The 24,343-nt window shown below is 68.3% G+C and carries 19 protein-coding genes, 1 tRNA gene, 2 rRNA genes and 1 pseudogene; 22 read left to right on the forward strand and 1 reads right to left on the reverse strand.

Annotated features, from left to right (window positions below):
• Window positions 1-258, forward strand: a 23S ribosomal RNA gene (locus LX13_RS18615); the annotation flags it as partial.
• Between the two features lie 139 nt (window positions 259-397).
• A 5S ribosomal RNA gene (gene rrf, locus LX13_RS18620) occupies window positions 398-514 on the forward strand.
• A 68-nt stretch (window positions 515-582) separates the two neighbouring features.
• On the opposite strand, the gene LX13_RS18625 is transcribed toward rrf, so the two are convergent.
• A complete protein-coding gene (locus tag LX13_RS18625; protein WP_253662831.1) occupies window positions 583-2,439 on the reverse strand; it encodes a flavin-containing monooxygenase in 1,857 nt (618 codons plus the stop codon).
• A gap of 160 nt (window positions 2,440-2,599) precedes the next feature.
• Between LX13_RS18625 and LX13_RS18630 the strand changes: the two genes are divergently transcribed.
• The 20 genes and pseudogenes from LX13_RS18630 (at window position 2,600) to LX13_RS18725 (ending at window position 24,307) form a co-directional block, all read left to right on the forward strand.
• Window positions 2,600-3,886 (forward strand): helix-turn-helix domain-containing protein, encoded by a 1,287-nt coding sequence (locus LX13_RS18630; protein ID WP_253662832.1) that lies wholly within the window; start codon window positions 2,600-2,602, stop codon window positions 3,884-3,886.
• Window positions 3,887-4,016: 130 nt separating this feature from the next.
• On the forward strand, window positions 4,017-6,311 hold the full coding sequence (locus LX13_RS18635; RefSeq protein ID WP_253662833.1) for an HAD-IIA family hydrolase: 2,295 nt from the start codon (window positions 4,017-4,019) through the stop codon (window positions 6,309-6,311).
• Window positions 6,308-6,580: a hypothetical protein gene (locus LX13_RS18640; RefSeq protein ID WP_253662834.1), complete on the forward strand. Its 273-nt coding sequence runs from the start codon at window positions 6,308-6,310 to the stop codon at window positions 6,578-6,580. The genes LX13_RS18635 and LX13_RS18640 overlap by 4 nt, the downstream gene beginning before the upstream one ends.
• Window positions 6,581-6,586: 6 nt before the next feature.
• Window positions 6,587-7,492 (forward strand): TlyA family RNA methyltransferase, encoded by a 906-nt coding sequence (locus LX13_RS18645; RefSeq protein ID WP_253662835.1) that lies wholly within the window; start codon window positions 6,587-6,589, stop codon window positions 7,490-7,492.
• A 1-nt stretch (window position 7,493) separates the two neighbouring features.
• The gene (locus LX13_RS18650) at window positions 7,494-8,465 is read left to right on the forward strand and encodes an NAD kinase (protein WP_372500010.1); all 972 of its coding nucleotides are present in this window, start codon (window positions 7,494-7,496) and stop codon (window positions 8,463-8,465) included.
• Between the two features lies 1 nt (window position 8,466).
• Window positions 8,467-10,230: a DNA repair protein RecN gene (gene recN / locus LX13_RS18655; RefSeq protein WP_253662837.1), complete on the forward strand. Its 1,764-nt coding sequence runs from the start codon at window positions 8,467-8,469 to the stop codon at window positions 10,228-10,230.
• Between the two features lie 84 nt (window positions 10,231-10,314).
• Window positions 10,315-11,502 (forward strand): putative cytokinetic ring protein SteA, encoded by a 1,188-nt coding sequence (gene steA / locus LX13_RS18660; protein WP_253662838.1) that lies wholly within the window; start codon window positions 10,315-10,317, stop codon window positions 11,500-11,502.
• 3 nt (window positions 11,503-11,505) lie between these two features.
• Window positions 11,506-12,417, forward strand: coding sequence for a copper transporter (locus LX13_RS18665; protein ID WP_253662839.1), 912 nt, complete (start codon window positions 11,506-11,508; stop codon window positions 12,415-12,417).
• 84 nt (window positions 12,418-12,501) lie between these two features.
• Complete coding sequence (gene pyrG / locus LX13_RS18670) at window positions 12,502-14,247, forward strand: CTP synthase (protein WP_253662840.1); 1,746 nt, start codon at window positions 12,502-12,504, stop codon at window positions 14,245-14,247.
• The gene (locus LX13_RS18675) at window positions 14,244-14,906 is read left to right on the forward strand and encodes an NUDIX domain-containing protein (RefSeq protein ID WP_253662841.1); all 663 of its coding nucleotides are present in this window, start codon (window positions 14,244-14,246) and stop codon (window positions 14,904-14,906) included. Before pyrG ends, LX13_RS18675 begins: the two co-directional genes overlap by 4 nt.
• Window positions 14,903-15,847, forward strand: a complete 945-nt coding sequence (gene xerD, locus LX13_RS18680) for a site-specific tyrosine recombinase XerD (protein ID WP_253662842.1) — start codon at window positions 14,903-14,905, stop codon at window positions 15,845-15,847. Before LX13_RS18675 ends, xerD begins: the two co-directional genes overlap by 4 nt.
• Window positions 15,848-16,011: 164 nt before the next feature.
• Entirely contained in the window at window positions 16,012-16,908 is an 897-nt protein-coding gene (locus LX13_RS18685; RefSeq protein ID WP_253663602.1) for a ParA family protein, read from the forward strand.
• Complete coding sequence (locus LX13_RS18690; RefSeq protein ID WP_253662843.1) at window positions 16,905-17,729, forward strand: segregation and condensation protein A; 825 nt, start codon at window positions 16,905-16,907, stop codon at window positions 17,727-17,729. Before LX13_RS18685 ends, LX13_RS18690 begins: the two co-directional genes overlap by 4 nt.
• A gap of 11 nt (window positions 17,730-17,740) precedes the next feature.
• Complete coding sequence (gene scpB, locus LX13_RS18695; protein WP_301301555.1) at window positions 17,741-18,496, forward strand: SMC-Scp complex subunit ScpB; 756 nt, start codon at window positions 17,741-17,743, stop codon at window positions 18,494-18,496.
• Window positions 18,497-18,527: 31 nt separating this feature from the next.
• Window positions 18,528-19,589 carry a pseudouridine synthase gene (locus tag LX13_RS18700; RefSeq protein ID WP_253662845.1) on the forward strand — a complete coding sequence of 354 codons (1,062 nt, stop codon included), beginning with the start codon at window positions 18,528-18,530 and terminating at the stop codon, window positions 19,587-19,589.
• On the forward strand, window positions 19,586-20,278 hold the full coding sequence (gene cmk, locus LX13_RS18705) for a (d)CMP kinase (RefSeq protein WP_253662846.1): 693 nt from the start codon (window positions 19,586-19,588) through the stop codon (window positions 20,276-20,278). Before LX13_RS18700 ends, cmk begins: the two co-directional genes overlap by 4 nt.
• On the forward strand, window positions 20,275-21,702 hold the full coding sequence (gene der, locus LX13_RS18710) for a ribosome biogenesis GTPase Der (RefSeq protein WP_253662847.1): 1,428 nt from the start codon (window positions 20,275-20,277) through the stop codon (window positions 21,700-21,702). The genes cmk and der overlap by 4 nt, the downstream gene beginning before the upstream one ends.
• A 165-nt stretch (window positions 21,703-21,867) precedes the next feature.
• Window positions 21,868-23,349, forward strand: a pseudogene (gene phoA, locus LX13_RS18715) (alkaline phosphatase).
• A 52-nt stretch (window positions 23,350-23,401) separates the two neighbouring features.
• Window positions 23,402-24,133 carry an SHOCT domain-containing protein gene (locus LX13_RS18720; protein WP_253662848.1) on the forward strand — a complete coding sequence of 244 codons (732 nt, stop codon included), beginning with the start codon at window positions 23,402-23,404 and terminating at the stop codon, window positions 24,131-24,133.
• A gap of 100 nt (window positions 24,134-24,233) precedes the next feature.
• Window positions 24,234-24,307: transfer RNA gene (locus LX13_RS18725), tRNA-Pro, on the forward strand.
• Window positions 24,308-24,343 lie beyond the last annotated feature (36 nt).

The following is a 24,343-nucleotide window of genomic DNA, read 5'->3' on the forward strand; positions in this document are numbered from 1 at the left end:
CCTGTCCCTAGTACGAGAGGACCGGGACGGACGAACCTCTGGTGTGCCAGTTGTTCCACCAGGAGCACTGCTGGTTAGCTACGTTCGGAAGGGATAACCGCTGAAAGCATCTAAGCGGGAAGCCTGTTCCAAGATGAGGTTTCTCACCACCATCGCGTGGTTAAGGCCCCCCACAGACCATGGGGTTGATAGGCCAGAACTGGAAGCCCAGTAATGGGTGCAGGTGACTGGTACTAATCGGCCGAGGACTTACAACAACAACCTTCAAATAAAAGCAATAGATTTGAACTTGTTTCGCATCCACTGTGCAATATCTGAAACAACACACAAACAAACACATAGAAACCAGACGCAAGAATGGTTTCACCGTTATGTTCGTGTCTCTGTTTCGCAGAGTTACGGCGGCCATAGCGGAGGGGAAACGCCCGGTCCCATCCCGAACCCGGAAGCTAAGCCCTCCAGCGCCAATGGTACTGCACCCTAATCAGTGTGGGAGAGTAGGACACCGCCGAACACAACTTGAATGAGGCCCCCTGACTTCGGTCAGGGGGCCTCATTTCTATTGTCTGGAAGTCGTGGAGATCAGCTCAGGTGATGCACTTCCTGCATCCCGTACACCGGCGTCGGCAGCCCTTCGTACCGCGCCTTGATCTGCAGGGCCAGGTACAGCGAGTAGTGCCGCGACTGGTGCAGATTTCCGCCGTGGAACCACAGGTGATCCTGTTGGGTCGGCTTCCACATGTTCCGCTGCTCGCCCTCCCAGGGCCCCGGGTCCTTCGTGGTGGCCGATCCCAGGCCCCAGCACTTACCGACCTTGTCGGCGGTCTCCTGATCGATCAGATCCGCGACCCAGCCGTTCATGGACCCGTACCCGGTGGCGTAGACGACGACATCGGCCGGCAGCTCGGTCCCGTCGGACAGCACGACGGAGTTCTTGGTCAGGCGTTCCACCTGGCCGCCCACCAGCTTGATCTTCCCGTCGGCGACCAACTCGGCTGCACCGACATCGATGTAGTAGCCGGAACCGCGGCGCAGGTATTTCATGAACAACCCCGATCCGTCGTCCCCGAAGTCGTGCTTGAAGCCGACCGCCTCCAGACGTCCGTAGAAGTCCTTGTCCTGCTCGGCGATCTGCTGATACACCGGGATCTGGAATTCGTGCATGATCCGGTAGGGCAACGACGCGAACGTCAGGTCGGCCTTCTGCGTGGTCATACCGCCCTTCACCGCACGTTCGGAGTACAGATCCCCCAGGGCGATCTCGCACAGCGAATCGGACTTCACGATGTGGGTCGAGGATCGCTGCAGCATGGTCACGTCGACGCCGGTCTCGTAAAGCGCCTTGCAGATGTCGTGTGCGGAGTTGTTCGATCCGACGACGACGACCTTCTTGCCGACGAAAGCATCGGGCCCGGGGTGCCGGCTCGAGTGGTGCTGTTCGCCCTCGAAGTCGTCCATTCCCGGGAACTGCGGGATGTTGGCCTTCCCCGACATACCTGTGGCCATCACCAGGTGTTGCGGATGCAGTTCGACCTTCTCGCCGTCACGGTCGACGACCACCGTCCAGGTGCCGGTGGCGTCGTCGTACTCGGCCGACTCCGCCATCGTCGAGGTCCAGTACGGCACCTCCATCACCTTGGTGTACATCTCGAGCCAGTCCGCGATCTTGTCCTTGGGGGCGAACACCGGCCAGTTCTCCGGGAACGGCAGGTAGGGGAGGTGGTCGTACCAGACCGGGTCGTGCAGGCACAGCGACTTGTAGCGACCACGCCACTGATCGCCAGGGCGCTGTGCGCGGTCGACGACGAGGGCCGGGACACCGAGTTGGCGTAGCCGCGCGCCCATGACGATGCCGCCCTGGCCACCGCCGACGATCAACACGTAGGGCTGGGTCGAGTACCCGAGGTCTTTCTCCTCCGCGGCCCGCTGCTCTGCCCACGTCTGGGCGTCGGCGTTCGAGCCGTGCACGGCTCCTTGGATCCGCGTCGATCCCTGCCGCTCCTCGAACCCCTTCAGCTCCTGCATCGTAGTGAGCAGCGTCCACCCGAGGTCCGGACCGCCATCGGCGTCCACGCGGAGGCGGAGATGGCCCTTGCCGCGGCTCGACGACGTCTCGAACGCGATCCATGCCGAGATCACGCCATCGGCGTGCTCCGGGGTCTCGGTGGTGTGGAATCCCGTGGGGTCGGTCGTCATGAGGCAGTCGGTCAGCATGTCGGAGATGCCGTCGCGGCCCTCGACGGTGGTGAGGTTCCAGGTGAAGGTCACCAGGTCGCGCCAGAAGCTGTCGGTGGCGAACATTCCGGCTGCTCGTTCGATGTCGCGGGTGGACAACGCGGTCTCGAATGCGCCGAGCCAGGCGTCGACTCGCGCCTGCGGATCCATCACCGCGGCCGTCCCCGACTGCTGCGCAGTCTGCGGTTCGATGGTCTGGGTCATCATCACTCCTTCGTGGACACGGTCGGCCACACAAACCGACCTGTGACCCACAGCACAGCCCGGCGACGCGCGGTGGACAAGAGTTGCAGTGCGTTGCATCGCCCGCGACACGACCGATGGATTGCGACCAGCGTGTGACCGGGAGCACACTGGGCGCACGATGACATCGCCCGCCGCTCCCGAACCCGCATTGCTACCCGGCGATGACCCGCGCAAGTACGCGGAGATCCTGACCGCCGTCTACGACGCGACGATGGCCGGTGACAAATCCCCCGCCCGTCCACGCACCGTCATCGGGGAGTCCTGGGAACGTCTCATGTCCCAGGGCCTGAGCCCCGACCACCAGCCCGACACCGGGGTGGCGTCCGGCGACCTCGAGATGCACCGACACGAATCCGGACTGGCCGACGTCATCGAGGACCTCGCCCGGGGACTCGACACGGTGATCACCGATGGGGACAACATTCTCGTGGTCGCCGACCGCAGCGGCCGTGTGCTGTGGCGGAGCGGGTCGACGCAGGTGCTGACCAAAGCTGATCGCCTCGGGTTCGTCGAGGGGGCCAACTGGGCGGAGAACTCCGTCGGGACGAACGCCATCGGCACCGCGCTGGTGTCGCGGCAGGCGGTCCAGATCTTCTCGGCCGAGCACTACTCACGTAGCCACCACCCCTGGACCTGTGCCGGCGCCCCCATCCACGATCCCCGGACCGGCGACGTGATCGGCGCCGTGGACGTGAGCGGTCCGGCCTCGACCATCCATCCGACCACGGTCGCGTTGGTCGACGTGGTCGCCAAGCTGGCCGAGTCGCACCTCCGGGAGCTGCACCGCCGCACCCTGGACCGTCTGCGATCGGTGGCCGCACCGATGTTGGCACGGATGGCAGGTCCGGCCATGGCGGTCGACGGACACGGGTGGGTGGCGGCAGTGGACTCACTGGCCCCGCACACCCGCGTGTTGCTACCGGAGTCCGCGGCGTCCGGACGGATGTGGGTGCCCGCGCTCGGCGCCTGCGATCTGGAGCCGTTGCCCGGCGGCTGGCTCGTCCGTGTCTTCGACGACGCGACCGATCCGCAGGACGCGGTCACCACCTGCATCGACGTCGATCTGCGTGACCCGCTGCGTCCGATGTTGCAGGTCTCGGGCCGGGCCGGCGCCTGGACCCATGAGCCGACGCCGCGCCACGCCGAGATCCTCTATCTGCTGGCGATGCACCGGTCCGGTCGGACGGCACCGCAGATGGCCGAGGCGCTGTTCGGTGACGACGGCAAAGCGATCACCGTTCGTGCCGAGATGTCGCGACTGCGACGTCAGCTCGCGGGCGTCGTGCTGGGCAACCCCTACCGATATCCCGAGGACGCCCAGGTTGAGCTGTTGTTGCCGGTCGACCGCGCGCGTCTGCTCCCGCAGTCCACCTCCCCGGCCATCCGCCGGGCCCGTATCGCCTGATCGCGGCTCCGCAGGGCCGGCGGCGGCGTACGGGCACGATTCGGTCGGTCGGACGACGCCCCGATATGCTGAGCCGACAAACTTCACAGCGTGGATCCGGCTTGCGGATCGTCGAGACCAGAGGACTGCCATGACCGATCGGGACAACCGACCTTCCCGTGCACACAGCTCCGACGATCGTGGCCAGGGTCGTGGAGCGCCGTCCGACCGACGAGGCCGCTCCGACCGGGATCCGCGCGCAGGCCGCGACGCCCGTCCCGCACGTGACCGCGATGGTCGCCCGCCCCGCGACCGTGACCGTGGCGAGCAGCGCCGCGGCGGATCCGCGAACCGCCCGCCGGAGCCGCCGCTGCCCGAGAACGTCGTCCCGCAGGATCTCGACCCGGCCGTCCGCCGCGACCTGCTGACGTTGGACCGCACCAATGCCGACACCGTCGCGCGGCACCTGATCATGACCTCGCAGCTGCTCGAGGAGGACCCGGTCCTCGCCCTCGAGCACGCCCGGGCCGCTCGTCAGCGCGCCGGCCGCATCGCCGTCGTCCGGGAGACCGCGGGCATCGCCGCCTACAACGCCCAGGAGTGGACCGAGGCGCTGTCGGAACTGCGCGCCGCCCGCCGCATGTCCGGCGGCACCAGCCTGCTGCCCCTGATCGCCGATTGTGAACGCGGACTGGGTCGTCCGGACCGCGCCATCGACGTCGCGCGCAGCGACGAGGGGCGGACCCTCACCGGCGACGAGGCCATCGAGATGAAGATCGTCGAATCCGGGGCGCGGATCGATCTCGGCGAGTTCGACAAGGCCGTGGTCACGCTGCAGTCCGCGGGCCTCGATCCCGGGCAGAGCGGAACCGGCCCCGCCCGGTTGTTCTACGCGTACGGCACCGCCCTGCAGGCTGCCGGACGGGACGACGACGCGATCACCTGGTTCATGAACGCGGCCGCGGCCGACGTCGACGACGTGACCGACGCCGAGCTGCGGCTGACCGAGCTCACCGACCCCGAGCGCTTCGCGGCCGAGATGGCGCAGGAGGAAGCGGAGTTCGCCGAGGCCACGGCGTCGCCCGAGCCGGAACCGGGCCCCGAACCCGTGCGCACTCCCGCGCCGGAGGTGACCCCGGAGCCCGAGCCCACTCCCGAGCCCGAGCCGACCCATGAACCCGAGCTGACTCCCGAGCCCGAACCCGAGCCGACTCCCGAGCCCGAGCCGGCTCGGCAACCGCAGGCGACGTCGGAGGCGACCCCGGAACCGGAGCCCGCTCCGACTGCGGTCACCGAGACCGTTGCCGACTCCGTGGTCGTCGCACCCGAGACGGGACCCGCCACCGACGTACACGACACCGCGCCGCAGACGCCGGCAACGACCGAAGAGGACACCGTGAGCGACGCAGCACCCCGCACCGACGGACTGGCCGACGACTACGACGCCCTGCTGTTCGACCTCGACGGCACGCTGTTCGCAGGCAGCCGTCCGATCGACGGGGCGACCGACGCGCTGAGCGCGGCCACCCAGCCCATCTACTTCGTCACCAACAACGCCAGCCGCCGAGCACCGGAGGTCGCCGAGCATCTCACTCACCTCGGCTTCGACGCCGACGCCGACCAGGTGGTCACCAGCGCGCAGACCGCGGCCCGACTGCTCGCCGAACACCTCGAGCCGGGTTCGCGAGCACTCGTGATCGGCACCGACGGTCTCGCACAGGAGATCCGCGAGGTCGGGATCGGTGTCACCCGCAGCGCCGACGACCGGCCCGCGGCGGTGGTGCAGGGACATTCGACCGAGACCGGGTGGGCGCAACTGTCCGAGGCCGTGCTGGCCATCAACGCCGGCGCCCTGTGGATCGCCTGCAACATCGATCCGACACTGCCGTCGGAGCGGGGATTCATGCTCGGCAACGGATCCATGGTCGCCGCCGTCGCCAATGCGACCGGGAAGACCCCGCTGGTCGCCGGGAAGCCGGCGGCGCCGCTCATGCGCGATGCGCTCGACCGCAGCGGAGCGTCGCATCCGCTGGTGATCGGCGACCGCCTCGACACCGACATCGCCGGCGCCAACACCATCGGCGCCGACAGCCTGCTGGTGCTCACCGGTGTGGCGACCGTGGCCGACGCCATCTGCGCGGCCCCGGATCACCGCCCGACCCACATCGCACCCGACCTGGCCGCGTTGGCCGCACCGCTGTCGGCCAGCGCGATCTCCTCGGCGACCGGCTGGACCGTCGACGTGTCCGCGTCGCCGATCACGGTCGGGTCCGCAGACGGCGCCGACGCCGATTCCCTGCTGCCCGCGCTGCTGAACGCGGCCTGGGAGTCCGACGCCGTCGGTGACCGCGAACCCGGCGACATCGCGTTCACCGGGACCGATGACGCCGCCGCCGCGGCGCTGCGCCGGTACGGGCTGGACTCCGATAGCGTTGGGTCTCGATGAACCAACCGATCCCGGGCCCGAGGCCCGGACCGCCGACTCCGTCCACGGTCGCCGAGCGTGCCGCCATCGATCCGGCGCAGATCCAGCGGGACGTGCACCAGTTCACCGCACAGGTCGACGAGGTTCGCCGCGCCGCGCAGGACCGGCACGATCTGGGCGGCGACACCGAACCGGGCATCGATCTGACGACGTTGGACGCACAGGCCGAGCTCCTCGAACGCGCGCACGACGTGCTCACCGCGACCCTGGAGCAGCTCGACCGTGTGTGAGCGGTAGTGGCACCCCGGGCCCGTCTCGACGCCGAACTCGTCCGCCGCGGTCTGGCGCGCTCGCGTGAGCAGGCCCGTGATCTGATCACCGACGGGCAGGTCACGGTCAACGGTGTGCGGGCCTCCAAGCCGGCCACCAACGTCTCGCGCGACACCCCGATCCTGTTGACCGACAACGACACCGAGAAGTGGGCGTCGCGCGGCGCGCACAAGATCATCGGTGCGCTCGACGCGTTCGCGCCCGACGACTCGGGATCGGGTGGTGTCCGTGTCGAGGGACGACGTTGCCTCGACGCCGGTGCGTCCACGGGCGGCTTCACCGATGTCCTGCTGCGTCGCGGAGCGGCCCGTGTGGTCGCCGCCGACGTCGGGTACGGGCAACTCGTCTGGCGGCTGCAGTCCGACGACCGTGTCGACGTCCGCGATCGCGTCAACGTCCGCCACCTGTCCGCCGACGACATCGGTGGCCCGGTCGAGCTGATCGTGGCCGATCTGTCCTTCATCTCGCTGCGGCTCGTGCTGCCCGCCTTCGCGCGGTGCGTAGCCCCCGGCGGCGATCTGCTGCCGATGGTGAAACCCCAGTTCGAGGTGGGTAAGGACCGCGTCGGCACCGGTGGGGTGGTCCGAGATCCGGCGTTGCGGGCCGGGGCGGTCGGCGCGGTGGCGGCCCGCGCCCAGGCGCTGGGACTGCGCACGAAGGGTGTGGTGGCCAGCCCGCTGCCGGGCCCGTCGGGAAATGTTGAATACTTCTTGTGGCTGCGTAAAGAGGGAACCGTTCCGGTGGTTGCCGACGTAGAAGCAGAGGACACCCTGCTCGGCGGTGTCCCGGACGAGCACGCCGACCGCAGCAGTGAGCTCGACGACGAGACACTGGCTGCGATAACGACAGCAATCGAGAAGGGGCCTCAATGAGCTGCGCGGGTGCACAGTGACACAGGACCGCGAGTTCCTGGTCGTCGCTCACACGGGTCGGGAGATCGTCACCGACACCCTGGCCGCGATCGCCCGCCACTGCGGCGACGCCGGGATCGGTCTGCGCATCGTCGATCACGACATGCGCGGAGCCCACCTCGAGTCCGGATCCGGGACGCCCAACATCCATCCCGTCGACCCGGTCGAGCTGCGCAGCATGGGGGCGAACGTCTCGATCACCTCCGGTGACGAGGAGTCCGCAGCCGGATGTGAGGTCGTGATCGTCCTGGGCGGTGACGGCACCTTCCTGAGGGCCGCCGAACTCGCCTATCCCACCGCGGTTCCGGTGCTCGGGATCAACCTGGGGCGCATCGGATTCCTGGCCGAGGCCGAGGCCGAGCGGGTCGACGCCGTGATGGAACAGCTCATCGCCGGCGATTACCGCGTCGAGGACCGCATGACCCTCGACATCGCGATCACCATGGACGGCACGGTGCTCGACCGCAGCTGGGCGCTCAACGAGGCCAGCATCCAGAATCCCCGCAGTCAGGGCGTGTTGGAGATGGTGGCCGAGGTCGACGGGCGGCCGGTCGCGGCGTTCGGCGCCGACGGCATGCTCATCTCGACACCCACCGGATCCACCGCCTACGCGTTCTCCGCGGGCGGTCCGGTGATGTGGCCCGACCTCGAGGCGATCCTCGTCGTCCCCTCCAACGCGCACGCATTGTTCACCCGGCCCCTGGTGACAAGTCCCAATTCCGTCATCGCCATCGAGGTGGAACGGTCGGGGCAGCATGCCATAGTCGCGTGCGACGGACGCCGGACGCTGCAGGTGCCTGCGGGGGCCCGCGTCGAGGCGGTCCGTGGAAAGCAGCCGGTGCGGTGGGTCCGGATCGATTCCGATCCGTTCGCCGACCGGTTGGTGACGAAATTCGATCTTCCCGTCACCGGGTGGCGGGGTAGGCAGGTGTGACGTGCTCGAAGAAATAGCGATCAGCGGGCTCGGTGTCATCGAGGACGCCGCCGCAGAGTTCCACGACGGGTTCACCGTGCTCACCGGGGAGACCGGTGCGGGCAAGACGATGGTCGTCACCAGCCTGCACCTGTTGTCCGGGGTGCGCGGTGACGGCGACCGGGTGCGCGCAGGTACCGACCGCGCCATGGTCGAAGGACGATTCCGACTCGACCCGGCCGACTCCCAGGTGGCCGAGATCCTCGATTCCGCCGGCGCGCAACGCGATGACGACGACACCGTGATCGCGGCGCGGTCGGTCGGCTCCGACGGCCGCTCGCGGGCCCACCTCGGTGGTCGTTCGGTTCCGGTCGGCGTGCTCGGACAGTTCACCACCAGCCTTCTCACCATCCACGGTCAGAACGACCAGCTGCGGCTGCTCAAACCCGAACACCAACGCGATGCCCTGGACCGCTTCGGCGGCAAGCCCGTCGCGAAGTCGTTCGCCGAGTACAGCCGCGCCCGCGACGCGTGGACCCAGGCGGTCGACCAGCTCGAGCTGCGCCGCGCCAACTCGCGACAGCTGGCCCAGGAGGCCGACCGGTTGCGTTACGCCCTCGACGAGATCGGTGCCGTCGACCCGACGCCCGGTGAGGACACCGAGCTCGCGGCCACGGTCAACCGACTCGGCGACCTCGAGGCGGTCCGCTCGGTCGCGGCCGGTGCCCACGTGGCGTTGACCGGACAGGCCGACATGGCCGACACCGACACCGACGCGGGGTCGGCACTCGACTCCCTCGGTCAGGTCCGCAACCTGCTGGAGACGACGTCGGAGCCCACGCTGCGCGAGCTCCGTCCTCGGGTCGAGGAGGCGTTGTCCCTCGTCGGTGACATCGGCGAGGAACTCGGGTCGTTCCTCAACGGTCTGCCCGCCGACGCGTCGGAGCTGGAGAAGGTCCTGGCCCGACAGTCCGAGTTGAAGAACCTGATCCGCAAGTACGCCCCCGACATCGACGGCGTCATCGCCTGGCGCGACGACGCGACCCGCCGGCTCGCCGAGATCGACGACTCGTCGGTGTCGATCGAGGCACTCGAGGTCGCGGCGACCGAGGCCACCGACGCACTGGTCACCGCGGCGACGACACTCACCGCGGCGCGGACGAAGGCCGCCGGCTCGCTGGCGACGAAGGTGACCAAGGAACTCGCAGGCCTGGCCATGAAGGACGCCAAGCTCGGCGTCGCCGTGGTGCCGGACGAGTCGGGGGAATCCGACCCGCGCAGCCTCGTCGTCGGCGGTGCGCGCCTGCACGCCGGATCCGGCGGCGTCGACCGTGTCGAGTTCACCCTCGCCGCGCACTCGGGTGCGGTACCGCTGGCCATCACCAAGTCCGCGTCCGGCGGCGAACTGTCGCGCGTGATGCTCGCCCTCGAGGTGGTGCTCGCCGGACCCGGTGGCGGATCGACCATGGTGTTCGACGAGGTCGACGCCGGTGTCGGTGGCCGGGCCGCGGTCGAGATCGGCAAGCGACTCGCCGCGCTGGCCCGCAGCCATCAGGTCATCGTCGTGACGCACCTCCCGCAGGTCGCGGCCTTCGCCGACAACCACCTGCTGATCGGCAAGAGCACGCGCGCGAGTTCGGTGACCAGCTCGGTGACCACCCTCGACCACGACGGTCGGATCGCCGAACTGGCCCGGATGTTGGCCGGACTCGGCGACTCCGACACCGGTCGGGCGCACGCCGAGGAGCTGCTGGCCACCGCGGAGAGCGAGAAGGCAACCGCGTAACTGGTGTTGCTCGTGTGACAAAAGTGGCAATTGTTACGGCGCGCCTCCATGGTCGTCGGCGATGCCGGAGCAATCATGAGCGGCATGAAGATGCCAGCGTTGCTGTCCCGCACCGACGACACCCTGCCTGGATTCAGCGGAATCGCCAGGGTCGACAAGAACACCACCCGGTTGCTCGAACGGGTGGGGCACGGGGACATCGTGATCCTCGACGAACTCGATCTCGACCGTGTCATCGCCGACCGTCTGGTCGAGGCGGACGTCACCGCGGTGATCAACGCCTCGCCCTCGATCTCCGGGCGCTACCCGAACCTCGGTCCCGAGGTGCTGGTCGCATCTGGCATCACCCTGATCGACGACGCCGGCCCGGAGGTCTTCCGCCGCATCAAGGACGGCGCCAAGATCCGCATCGACGACGGTGACGTCTACGTCGGTCACAACCGACTGGCACGCGGCACCGAGATCGGAGAGCGTGAGGTCGCCTCGATGATGATCGAGGCCAAGTCCGGTCTGGTCGATCACCTGGAGGCGTTCTCCGGCAACACCATCGAGTTCATCCGTAGCGAGTCGCCGCTGCTGATCGACGGTGTCGGTGTGCCCGAGGTCGAGGTCACGCTGAAGAACCGCCACGTCGTGGTCGTCGCCGACGGACCCGAGCACGAGATGGACCTCAAGAAGCTCAAGCCGTTCATCAAGGAGTACGCGCCGGTCATGATCGGCGTCGACGGTGGCGCCGATGCGTTGATGCGCGCCGGCTACCGTCCCGACCTGATCGTCGGCGATCCCGAGGGCATCCGCGCCGCCACGCTCAAATGTGGTGCGCAGGTCGTCCTCCCGGCCGACCCTGACGGTCATGCCACCGGGCTCGAGCGCATCCAGGACCTCGGTGTCGGTGCGATGACCTTCCCGGCCGCCGGGTCGGCATCCGACCTCGCGCTGCTGCTCGCCGACTTCCACGGCGCCTCCCTGATCGTCACGGTCGGCACCTCGGCGACGCTCGACGACTTCTTCGATCGCAGTCGTCGCGAGAGCAACCCGTCGACCTTTCTCACCCGCCTCAAGGTCGGCCCCAAGCTCGTCGACGCCAAAGCCGTTGCGACGCTGTACCGCAGCCGCGTGTCCGGTGCTGCCATCGCGCTGCTCATCCTCGCCGCGCTGGCCGCGGTCATCGTCGCGGTGGTCGCGTCGAACACCGGTGGCGAGATCGTGGACTGGATCCTCGCCGAGTGGGATCGGGTCTACTCGTGGGCCAGGGACGTGTGGAACCGATAGCACGTGATCTCTCTTCGCCAACACGCGATCTCGCTGATCGCGGTGTTCCTCGCGCTCGCCGTGGGTCTCGCCCTCGGATCGGGCTTCCTCGGTGACCGTGTCGGGTCGTCGGACGACGACTCGACGGTGTCCGGCCTGCGGTCGGAGAAGGACGCACTGAGCGGTCAGGTGAACGCCGCCGACGCGTTCAACACCGCCGTGGCGCCCCGACTCCTCAACGGGCTGCTCGCCAACCGATCGGTGCTGCTGGTCACCGTTCCCGGCGCGAGCGAGGGCGACATCGCCGGCGTCAAGCAGGTCCTCAACCAGTCCGGCGCGCGGTTCGCCGGGCAGGTCGGGCTCACCGACGCGCTCATCGGCGACGGCTCGGCGGAGAAGCTGACGAGCATCGTCGACCAGAGCATCCCCGCCGGGACGACACTGCGACCCGAACTCACCGACTCCGGCGGTCGCGTCGGCGACCTGCTCGGCGCACTGCTGCAGCGCAAGGGCGACGCCGCGCCCGCATCGGACGCCGACATCGGCGCCGGACTCGCCGCACTACGGCAGGGCGGTTTCATCACCTACGTCGACAACGCCGTGGGGCCCGCGCAACTGGCGGTGGTCGTCACCGGTGACAAGTTCGCCGACGACGCCGGCGCACGTGGACAGGTGGTGGCACGGTTCGCCGCCGCGTTCGGCGCACGCGGATCCGGCGCTGTCCTGGCCGGTCGGACGGGGTCGGCCGAAGGTGGCTCGCCGATCGCGGTGCTGCGTTCGGACGCCTCGCTGTCGCGTGGAGTGTCCTCGGTCGACGACGTCGAGGCGAGCACGGGGCGCATCGTCACCGCCCTCGCACTGGCGAATGCGGCACGCAATCGGGTCGGCGCATTCGGCACCGGGCCCGGCGCGAGCGCGGTCGCACCGACCACCTGACGCCCGAACACCTCCGGAGGTGTTACGGTTGAATCCCGTAGGCGAGCAGGTCATAGGACCTGCTCCGGCCAATCGGGAGAAGCCTTGCGACCACTGCGTCATGCTCATTCGGGCACCAAACACATCTTTGTCACCGGCGGCGTCGCGTCGTCGCTCGGCAAGGGACTCACGGCTTCCAGCCTCGGCCAACTGCTGACCGCTCGCGGTCTGCGGGTGACCATGCAGAAGCTCGACCCTTATCTGAACGTCGATCCGGGAACGATGAACCCGTTCCAACACGGTGAGGTGTTCGTCACCGAGGACGGGGCCGAGACCGACCTCGACGTCGGCCACTACGAACGATTCCTCGACCGGAATCTGTCGCAATCGGCGAATGTGACCACCGGACAGGTGTATTCGACCGTCATCGCCAAGGAGCGTCGCGGCGAGTACCTCGGCGACACCGTGCAGGTGATCCCGCACATCACCGACGAGATCAAGAACCGCATCCTCGCGATGCGCTCACCCGATGCCGAGGGCAACGAGCCGGACCTGGTGATCACCGAGATCGGCGGCACCGTCGGCGACATCGAGTCGCAGCCGTTCATCGAGGCGGCGCGTCAGATCCGCCACGACGTGGGCCGTGACAACGTCTTCTTCCTGCACGTGTCGCTGGTCCCGTACCTCGCACCGTCGGGCGAACTGAAGACCAAGCCGACCCAGCACTCCGTGGCGGCACTGCGCAACATCGGTATCCAGCCCGACGCGCTCATCCTGCGGTGCGACCGGGACGTCCCTGAGCCGCTCAAGAACAAGATCGCGCTGATGTGCGACGTCGACATCGAGGGCGTCATCTCCACCCCGGACGCGCCGTCGATCTACGACATCCCCAAGGTGCTGCACAACGAGCAGCTCGACACCTACGTGGTCCGCAAGCTCGGACTGCCCTTCCGCGACGTGGACTGGACCGTGTGGGGCGAACTCCTCAAGCGGGTCCACGAGCCCCGCGAGTCGGTGACCGTCGCGCTGGTGGGCAAGTACGTCGACCTGCCCGACGCGTATCTGTCGGTGACCGAGGCGATCCGCGCCGGCGGCTTCGCCGCGCGGGCCAAGGTCGAGATCCGGTGGGTCCAGTCCGACGAGTGCGCGACCGACCTCGGTGCGCAGAAACATCTCGGCGACGTCGACGCCATCCTCATCCCCGGCGGCTTCGGCATCCGCGGCATCGAGGGCAAGGTCGGCGCCGTGCGGTACGCCCGCCGTCGTGGCATCCCGCTGCTCGGACTCTGCCTGGGTCTGCAGTGCATCGTCATCGAGGCCGCTCGCGCCGCGGGACTCGACGACGCCAGCTCGGCCGAGTTCGACCCGGAGACCCCGTACCCGGTGATCTCCACCATGGCCGATCAGGAACTGGCCGTCGCCGGTGAGGCCGACCTCGGTGGCACCATGCGTCTCGGTGCGTATCCCGCTGTGCTGCAGCGAGGCTCGATCGTCGCGAACGCCTACGGTTCCACCGAGGTGTCGGAACGACATCGGCACCGTTACGAGGTGAACAACACCTACCGCGAGCAGGTCGCGAGCACCGGCCTGGTGTTCTCGGGTACCTCGCCGGACGGTCACCTGGTGGAGTTCGTCGAGTACCCCAAGGAGATCCACCCGTTCCTGGTGGCGACGCAGGCACATCCCGAGCTCAAGAGCAGGCCCACCCGCCCGCACCCGTTGTTCATCGCGTTCGTCGCCGCGGCGTTGCGCTACAAGGCCGCCGAGCGACTCGAGGTCGACGTCCACGGTGACGAGCGCGTGGTCACCGCACCCGTCGTCGAGTCCGACGCCGCGGAGGCAGGCGCTTGAGCGCATCGGACGACACCACCGGGCGCCACGAGTTCGCCGTGACGGACTCGCGGACGATCTACGACGGCGCGATCCTGGCGCTGCGGGTCGACGAGGTCACCATGCCCGGTGACGGTTCGGCCAAGCGTGAGGTCGTCGAACACCACGGCGCGGTCGCGATCGTGGCGCTCGATGACGACGGTGCCATCGCGACGGTCACCCAGTACCGGCACCCGGTGGGTCGCCGACTCCGCGAACTGCCTGCGGGACTGATGGATTCCGGTGGCGAGGAGTCGCCGCTGCAGGCGGCGCAACGTGAGCTCGTGGAGGAGGTCGGCGTCGAGGCGGACACCTGGGCCACCCTCGTCGACGTCGCCACCTCGCCCGGGTTCACCGACGAGGCGCTGCGGGTGTTCCGGGCGACCGACCTCCACGATGTCGACCGCCCCGAGGCCCACGACGAAGAGGCCGACATGGCCATCGACTGGATCCCCCTCGACGACGCGGTCGCGATGGTGTTCTCCGGCGAGATCGTCAACGTCACCAGTGTCGCCGGCATCCTGGCCCTGGCCCACACCCAGCGCACCGGTGCGGACCTGCGCGGTCCCGACTCGGAGTGGGTCGACCAGCCCACGGCCCTCGATCAGCGACACGCGCGCAGGGACTCCGGCGGCGCGTGACGTCGGGCGCAGGCGGGGAGCTCGAGAGCCAGATCCATCGGTATCTCGACCATCTCGCCGTCGAACGAGGGGCCGCGAAGAACACGCTGAGTTCCTACGGCCGTGACCTGACCCGGTACCAGCATTACCTGACGTCGCGCTCCATCGCCGAGCTCGGTGAGGTCGCCGAGGAGGACGTGCGCGAGTTTCTCGTCGCCCTGCGGCGCGGCGATCCCGACCGGGACGAGGTGCCGCTGGCCGACAGCTCGGTCGCGCGCACCCTCGTCGCCACGCGTGGTCTGCACAAGTTCGCCCTCGCCGAGGGGATGACGACCACCGACCCGGCGCACGCCGTCCGGCCTCCGAAGCCGGCCCGTCGGCTGCCGAAGTCGCTGGCCGTCGACGAGGTCGTCGCGATCCTCGAGGCCTCCGGCGGCAGCGGTCCGTCGGAGACGCCGCGCAGCCTGCGCGACCGTGCCCTGATGGAACTGCTCTACAGCTGCGGCGCGCGCATCTCCGAGGCGGTCTCGCTCGACATCGAGGACTTCGTCGCCGAGACCGGCGCGATCCTGCTGCGCGGCAAGGGCGGCAAGGAACGGATGGTGCCCGTGGGCGGGCCGGCGATCGCGGCGATCGAGGCCTACCTCGTCCGTGGCCGACCGGCGCTGGTGTCGAAGTTCAACCCGGCGATGTTCCTCAACTCCCGGGGTGGGCGGTTGTCGCGGCAGAGTGCCTGGCAGGTGCTCGTCGACTCGGCCGGGCGCGCCGGTCTCGACAAGTCGGTGTCGCCACACACGCTGCGCCACAGCTTCGCCACCCACCTGCTCGACGGCGGGGCCGACGTCCGCGTCGTGCAGGAGTTGCTGGGACACGCCTCGGTGACTACCACGCAGGTGTACACGCTGGTCACGGTCTCGGCGATGCGTGAGGTGTACGCCACGGCCCATCCCCGTGCGCGCTGACGGCGATGCGTCACGGCATCGCGGTGTCGACGCACTAGGCTGATCTGCATTCCATCCCCACCACGCACGACGGGAGCATCGACGACGTGAGCGCACCGCAGCCACCGGTTCCGGGTGCGCCCGTTCGCGAGACCGACCCGCACGACGCCCAGTACAGCCTGACCATCGACACACCGTCGCGCGGTCCCGCCGAGTCGGACGTGTCGGCCGCGGACGCCGAGGGGCTGGGACCGACGGGCCGGCAGACGCGTGAGGTGCCCGAGCCGACGCCGGTGGACAAGCACGGCCCGGCCATCGTCATCGCCGTCTGCAACCAGAAGGGTGGCGTCGGCAAGACAACGTCGACGATCAACCTCGGCGCCGCGCTGGCCGAGTACGGGCGGCGCGTACTGCTCGTCGACCTCGACCCTCAGGGCGCGCTGTCGGCCGGCCTGGGCGTCCCGCACCACGAACTCGAGCTGACCGTGCACAACGTGCTGGTCCCGCCACAGGTGTCGGTGGACGAGGTGCTGCACTCGACCCGCGTCGACGGACTGGATCTGCTGCCCAGCAACATCGACCTGTCCGCCGCCGAGATCCAGCTCGTCAACGAGGTCGGCCGCGAACACACCCTGGCGCGCGCTCTGCACCCGATCCTGGACCGCTACGACTACGTGCTGATCGACTGCCAGCCGTCGCTGGGACTACTCACCGTCAACGCGCTCGCGTGCGCCGACACCGTGCTGATCCCGATGGAGTCGGAGTACTTCGCGCTGCGTGGACTGGCGCTGCTCAACGACACCATCGACAAGGTGCGTGACCGGCTCAACCCGCGGCTGCACCTCGGCGGCATCCTCATGACGATGTTCGACGCCCGCACGCTGCACTCGCGTGAGGTGATGAACCGGGTGGTCGAGGTGTTCGGTGATGCGGTCTACGACACCGTCATCGCACGCACCGTGCGTTTCCCCGAGACCAGCGTCGCCGGGGAGCCGATCACGTCGTGGGCACCGAAATCCGGTGGCGCCAAGGCGTACCGGGCGTTGGCGCGTGAGGTGTTGTACCGCACCGGCACGTCGTGACCGACAGCGACACCGTCGAGCAGGCCGCGCCGGTCGGCTTCCAGGTCAACCTCACCAACTTCGAGGGACCGTTCGACCTGCTGCTCGAGTTGATCAGCAACCGCCGCCTCGACGTCACCGAGGTCGCACTGCACCTGGTCACCGACGACTTCATCGCCTACACCCGCAACCTCACCGACGACGTCAGCCTCGATCAGACCACCGAGTTCCTGGTGGTCGCCGCGACACTGCTCGACCTCAAGGCCGCGCGGCTGCTGCCCGCGGGCGAGGTCGAGGACGCCGACGACCTCGCGCTGCTCGAGGCGCGGGACCTGCTGTTCGCCCGTTTGCTGCAGTACCGCGCCTACAAGCAGGTGGCCGCACTGTTCGCCGAGCTGGAAGCGGCCGCGCTGCAACGTTATCCGCGAGCGGTGTCACTGGAGCCGCGCTACGAGCAGCTGTTGCCCGAGGTGGCGCTGGGTGTCGATGCCTGGCAGTTCGCGCAGGTCGCGGCAGCCGCCATGACACCCAAACCGGTCCCTCGCGTCGGGCTGGCGCATCTGCACGACGTGGACGCGGTGTCGGTGCCCGAGCAGGTCATCCGTGTCACCGAGCTGTTGCGGATCGCAGGCGCGGGCCAGTGGGTCGACTTCGGCACGCTCGCGTCGGAGTGCGCGAACGGACTCGAGGTCGTCGCCCGATTCCTGGCGTTGCTCGACCTGTTCCGACAACGCGCCGTGGAATTCGAGCAGAGCGAGGCACTCGGGATCCTGCACGTGATGTGGAGCGGTGAGCGCGAGACCGAGGAGATCAGCGTGACCAGCGTGGAGGACTACGGGTGAGTGACAGCGAGATGACCGCCGGCGCAGAGACGAGCGGACCCGACGAGAGTTCCGACACAGCCTCCGACGGACTGTTCGACGAGCCCGAACGCGCCGTCGAGGTGTCCGAGGAGCCCGCCGACCCGCTCGACGACGACGAACTGCGTTCGGCCCTCGAGGCGGTGTTGCTGGTGGTGGACTCTCCGGTGACCACCGACCAACTCGCGTCGGCGACGGGGGAGCCGGCCGCGCGGATCGACGCGGCGCTGCGCACCATGGACGCCGAGCTCACCGCCCGGTCGAGCGGCATCGACCTGCGCTTCGCCGGTGACGGTTGGCGGTTCTACACCCGCAACGACTACGCCCCCTACGTGGAGAAGCTGCTGCTCGACGGGGCGCGGTCGAAGCTGACGCGCGCCGCACTCGAGACCCTGTCGGTGGTGGCTTATCGGCAGCCGGTCGGCCGCACCCGGGTCAGCGCCGTACGCGGCGTCAACGTCGACGGTGTCATGCGCACCCTGCTGGCCCGCGGGCTCATCACCGAGGCCGGAACCGACCCGGAAACCAGCGGGACGTTGTACGCGACCACCGAGTTGTTCCTCGAACGGCTCGGGCTGGCGTCGCTGAGTGAACTCCCGGATCTGGCGCCGTTGCTGCCCGACGTCGACGTCATCGACGAGATCGGCGACGAGATCATCAGCGATCCGCGATTCGCCAAGATGGGCTCCCACCCGTCAGACTCGGGGGCGTCGGAAATATCCGCGGCCACCGCGGAGTTGGACGACTGAACTCAAAACCTGAATAGAAACTGGATACACCATGGCACCCGCTAGCCGAGACGGCAGACCGGATCGCAGCAAGAACGCTGCATCGAACACGAACAAGAAGAGCGCAGACCGCAGCGGAAAGAGCGCGGAGCGCAGTGACAGGGGCACCGAGCGCAGCGGCAAGAGCGCAGACCGCAGCGGCAAGAGCGCGGAGCGCAGCGGCCGCCCGGCGCCCGGCGGACGCGTCGGCCCCAAGCGCACGCATCGAAAGGGCACCTCGAGCCCCAGCGTGGCGCGCGGTGAAGCCCGCATCAACAACGCGAAACCCGCTCGCTTCCAGAACGTCGACCCCGTGGACGGCGACGGCGCGAACTACGTCGCCGACGGCGTGCGCCTGCAGAAGGTCCTCGCGCAGGCCGGTGTCGCCTCCCGCCGCGGCGCGGAAGAACTGATCGCCGCCGGACGTGTCGACGTCGACGGCGAGATCGTCGTCGAGCAGGGCATGCGCATCGACCCGGCAACCGCGGTCGTCCGCGTCGACGGCGCGCGCGTCGTCATGGACGAGGACATGCAGTACCTGGTGCTGAACAAGCCCAAGGGGTGGCAGTCCACCATGTCCGACGACCAGGGTCGTCCCTGCGTCGGCGACATCGTCGCCGAGCGTGTCATGGCCGGTCAGCGACTGTTCCACGTCGGACGCCTCGACGCCGACACCGAAGGTCTGCTGCTGCTGACCAACGACGGCGAACTCGCGCACCGCCTGATGCACCCGTCCTACGAGGTGCCCAAGACCTACCTCGCGACCGTCAAGGGTCTCGTCCCGCGCGGACTGGGACGCACCCTCAAGGCCGGCATCGAGCTCGATGACGGTCCGGCCGAGGTCGACAACTTCAGTGTGCTGGAGGTCAACGAGGGCCAGACGCTGGTCAAACTCGTCCTGCACGAGGGCCGTAAGCGCATCGTGCGTCGCATGATGGACTCCGTCGGATTCCCCGTGCTGGGGCTCGTGCGCACCGAGATCGGCACCGTGAACCTCGGAAACCAGCGCCCCGGCAGCCTTCGGGTGTTGGGCCGCAAGGAGATCGGCGAGCTGTACAAGGCGGTGGGGATGTGAGCACCACGCCCACCACCGCGATCATCACCATCGACGGGCCCGCGGGCACCGGCAAGTCGAGCGTCTCGCGTCGACTCGCCGACCGTGTCGGTGCGCGCTACCTCGACACCGGCGCGATGTACCGCGTCGCCACCCTGGCCGCACTGCGCGCCGGCGCCGATGTCGCTGTGCAGCAGGAGATCATCGACACTGTCGCCGCCGTCGCGATGACCCTGAGCAACGATCCGTCGTCCCACGCCGTCACCCTCGCCGGTGAGGACGTCTCCGACGAGATCCGCACCGATGCCGTCACGCAGGCCGTCTCGGCCGTATCCGCGGTCAAGGCGGTCCGCGAGAAGATGGTCGCGCTGCAGCGTGAACTCGTCGCCGGCGAGTTCGCCGTCGTCGAAGGACGCGACATCGGGACGGTCGTCTTCCCCGACGCCACCCTCAAGATCTATCTCACCGCCACCGCCGAGGCGCGCGCCCAGCGCCGCCACGACCAGAACCTCGCACAGGGTCGCACCAGCGACCTCGCTGCGGTGCTGGCCGACGTGCAGCGACGCGACCATCTCGACTCGACGCGCGAGCACTCGCCGCTGCGTCCGGCCGATGACGCGGTTCAGGTGGACACCAGCAATCTCGACATCGACCAGGTCATCGACCGACTGGCCGAACTGTCGAACCAGCGAATCGGAGTGTTGTCATGACCGAACCCACGGACATCGATCTCGGTGTCGTCGACGGCGTCTGGTCGGACGAGGGTGACTGGCAGGTGGTCGACCCCGAGGGCGACGGTGTCGAGGGCTTCGCGGTCCCGATGCCGACCGTCGCGATCGTCGGACGACCCAACGTCGGCAAGTCCACGCTCGTCAACCGCATCCTCGGCCGCCGCGAGGCCGTCGTCGAGGACATCCCCGGCGTCACCCGTGACCGCGTCTCCTACTCGGCCAACTGGTCGGGGCGGCGATTCCTGGTGCAGGACACCGGTGGTTGGGAGCCCGACGCGAAGGGCATGCAGCAGTCGATCGCCAAGCAGGCCGAGCACGCCATGAAGACCGCGGACGCGGTGGTCCTCGTCGTCGACGCCACCGTCGGAGCCACCAGCACCGATGAGGCCGTCGCGAAGGTCCTGCGTCGTTCGAAGACCCCGGTGTTGCTCGCGGCCAACAAGGTCGACGACGAGCGGGTCGAGTCGGAGGCGGCAACGCTGTGGTCGCTCGGCCTCGGTCAGCCGTGGTCGGTGTCGGCGGCACACGGTCGGGGAGCGGGCGATCTGCTCGACGCGATCCTCGAGATCCTGCCCGAGACCCCCCGGGAGAGTGACGTCTACGGCGGACCACGCCGTGTCGCCCTGGTCGGCAAGCCCAACGTCGGCAAGAGCTCGCTGCTCAACAAGCTGACCGACTCCGATCGTGCGGTCGTCGACAACGTCGCAGGCACCACCGTCGACCCGGTCGACGAGCTCGTCGAGCTCGGCGGACGGTTGTGGAACTTCGTCGACACCGCCGGCCTCCGTAAGCGCGTCAACACCGCCAGCGGACACGAGTACTACGCGTCACTGCGCACCCGGGCGGCCATCGACGCCTCTGAGGTCGTGGTGCTGCTGATCGACGCGTCCGAGCCCATCACCGAGCAGGACCAGCGCGTGCTGACGTCGGTGATCGAGGCCGGTCGCGCGTTGGTCATCGCGTTCAACAAGTGGGACCTCGTCGACGAGGATCGCCGCCTGCAGCTGGACAAGGAGATCGACCGTGACCTGGCCCGCGTCCCATGGGCCCGTCGCGTGAACATCTCCGCGTCCACCGGACGTTCGGTGCAGAAGCTGGTGCCTGCGCTCGATGGCGCGCTGGATTCGTGGGACAAGCGGATCTCCACCGGTCAGCTCAACGGCTGGCTCAAGGACATCATCGCCGCGACACCGCCGCCGGTTCGTGGTGGCCGTCAGCCTCGCGTCATGTTCGCGACCCAGGCCGCCACGCGGCCGCCCACGTTCGTGCTGTTCACGACGGGGTTCCTCGAGGCCGGCTACCGACGCTTCCTGGAGCGCAAGTTGCGTGAACAGTTCGGGTTCGACGGGTCGCCGGTGCGGATCAACGTCCGAGTCCGCGAAAAGCGCGAGCGCCGCAAGTAATCGGGTATCGGTACTTCGCGGCTTGTGCCGCAGTTGGGTGTTTCGTCGTCTTCTCGACAGAGTCCGTTCATATGCGGACTCCACTATGCATCGCGGGCCTTCGGCGCCCGGACATAGACTAGAAGAGGACGAAGAGTGCGGTTGAACGCGAAGCGGTACGCGGCGATGTCTGCAGCGGTGTGCATGGTGGCGGTGGTCGCCGCATGTGGTTCCGACGACGGCGACACGGGGTCGGACTCGGCGCTGCCGATGCTCACCCCCGCGGCGACCGGCTCCATCTCCGAGCACGGCGGTGCCCGCCGCTCAGGTGATGACCGGCGTCAGCTCATCGAGGACTCGATCCGCAGCACCGGCGCCAAGAACGTCATCCTGCTGATCGGTGACGGAATGGGCGACTCGGAGATCACCGTGGCGCGCAACTACGCCGAGGGCGCCGCAGGTGCCTTCCCGGGCATCGATGCTCTGCCGCTCACCGGGCAGTACACCCACTACTCGGTGGGCAAGGACGGAAAGCCCAGCTACGTCACTGATTCCGCGGCGAGCGGGTCGGCCTGGGCGACCGGCACCAAGACCTACAACGGCGCGATCTCGGTCGACATCAAGGGAGCGCCGCAGAAGACACTGCTGCAGAAGGCCAAGGAATCCGGCAAGGCGACCGGCGACATCAGCACGGCTGAGATCCAGGACGCGACCCCAGCGGTGCAGCTCGCGCACGTGAGCGCGCGCAAGTGCTACGGACCTGACGACACCACAGCGAAGTGCCCTGACAACGCGTTGGAGAAGGGTGGACTCGGATCCATCTCCGAGCAGATCCTCACCTCGCGCGCCGACATCGTGATGGGTGGTGGCGCCGAGAGCTTCCAGCAGGTCGCCAAGGCCGGTGACTACCGGGGCAAGACGCTCGAGGTCCAGGCGAAGGAGCGTGGCTACAACATCGTCCGCACGGCCGACGACGTGAACAAACTCGACAAGGCAAACCAGGACGCACCGGTGCTCGGCCTCTTCGCCGATGGCAACATGCCGGTGCGCATGCAGGGCCCCGTCGCCACGAAGGGCGGCTACCTCGAGCCGGCCGCGACGTGCACCGACAACCCCGAGCGGGGCGCCGATGTCCCCAAGCTCGCCGACATGACGAAGAAGTCGATCGACCTGCTCAAGGGCAACGACAGGGGCTTCTTCCTCCAGGTGGAGGGCGCGTCGATCGACAAGCAGGATCATGCCGCGAACCCGTGCGGCCAGATCGGGGAGACCGTCGATCTCGACGACGCCACCCAGGTGGCGCTCGCCTACGCGAAGGAGTCCAAGGACACCCTGGTCATCGCCACGGCGGATCACGCCCACAGCAGCCAGGTCGTCGAGACCACGAGTGCCGAGGACGTCGCGGCCGCGGCGGAAGAGGCGAAGCTTCCCGAACAGGCTGTGCGTGAGGCGATCTACCCCGGACTCACCCGTGTGCTGACCACCAAGGACGGCGCTCCGATGACGGTGTCCTACGGCACCTCGGACAACCTCGACGCCTAGGACCAGGGCCACACCGGATCTCAGCTGCGGATCGCGGCCTACGGTCCGAATGCCGCGGACGTGGTGGGCCTGACCGATCAGACCGACCTGTTCTTCACGGTGTCGAGGGCGCTGGACCTGAAGTAGGCAGACTTCCATGCGTCGATCTCGGAAGTCGCTCGACGCCTAGAATCGCCTCATGCGAACAACGGTGAGCCCGGAAGTCGAACGTGCCGTCGCCAACATCGCGCAGCGTCACGAGGTGTCGCATGATGCTGTGCTCGCCATGCTGCTCGCAGTGAGCAGGGGCGGCGGCACGATGGCCCAGTTCTCGATCCCCGAGCTCGGCGGATCGGGCCAGTGGATCCGCGGCGGGATGACCATGGTGGGCAACATGTTCGACCACGCTCTCAAAGCCCGCGTCGACGCTCTGTGCTCGGAAATGTCGGAACTCGTCACCACCAACGCGGTGTTCCCGGACGACAGTCAGGTCGGGGTGGCATCGTCCCAGTGGTGGCCGGGCGATCTCGGTGTCCCCAGCTCGTTCGGTGGCCAAAACGACGCGCGGTACGCGATCTTTCCCGCGACCCGGCGTCTGGCCATCCAGGTTCAGGGCGTGACAAGGGTTTTCGACACCGGTCAGCACCACATCGGCGGTGTGGCGCAGCAGCAGGGTGGCGGGCCTGGGGTGGTCACCTTCACGAGTCAGCTGGGGACCTTCGATGTGTCCAGCCTCACCGAGGTCGAGGGTGACGCGTCTCCGGAGTCGGCGGTTGCCGAGCCGCCGCCGGCGGCGTCGTCCACCCGCGGCACGAGCAATTCCGAGGACATCCTGGCGACGATCGAGTCGCTGGCCGGCCTGCACCAGCGCGGCATCCTCACCGACGACGAGTTGACCGCCAAGAAGGCTGAGCTGCTCGCTCGTCTCTGACGCGCGGCACCGGCCAGGCGATTGGCACTGAGGCAGGCCGGTCGGATAACCTGTTCAGGCTGCTCCTCACGGGGCGGCGATGCCTCTCACGGGGCAGCCACGGGCTGTGGCGCAGCTTGGTAGCGCACTTGACTGGGGGTCAAGTGGTCGCAGGTTCAAATCCTGTCAGCCCGACATTGCGGTAGGCGCGCCTTCGGGTCGTAGTCGGCG

The organism is Williamsia maris, from assembly GCF_024171815.1.
GTDB lineage: Bacteria > Actinomycetota > Actinomycetes > Mycobacteriales > Mycobacteriaceae > Williamsia_A > Williamsia_A maris.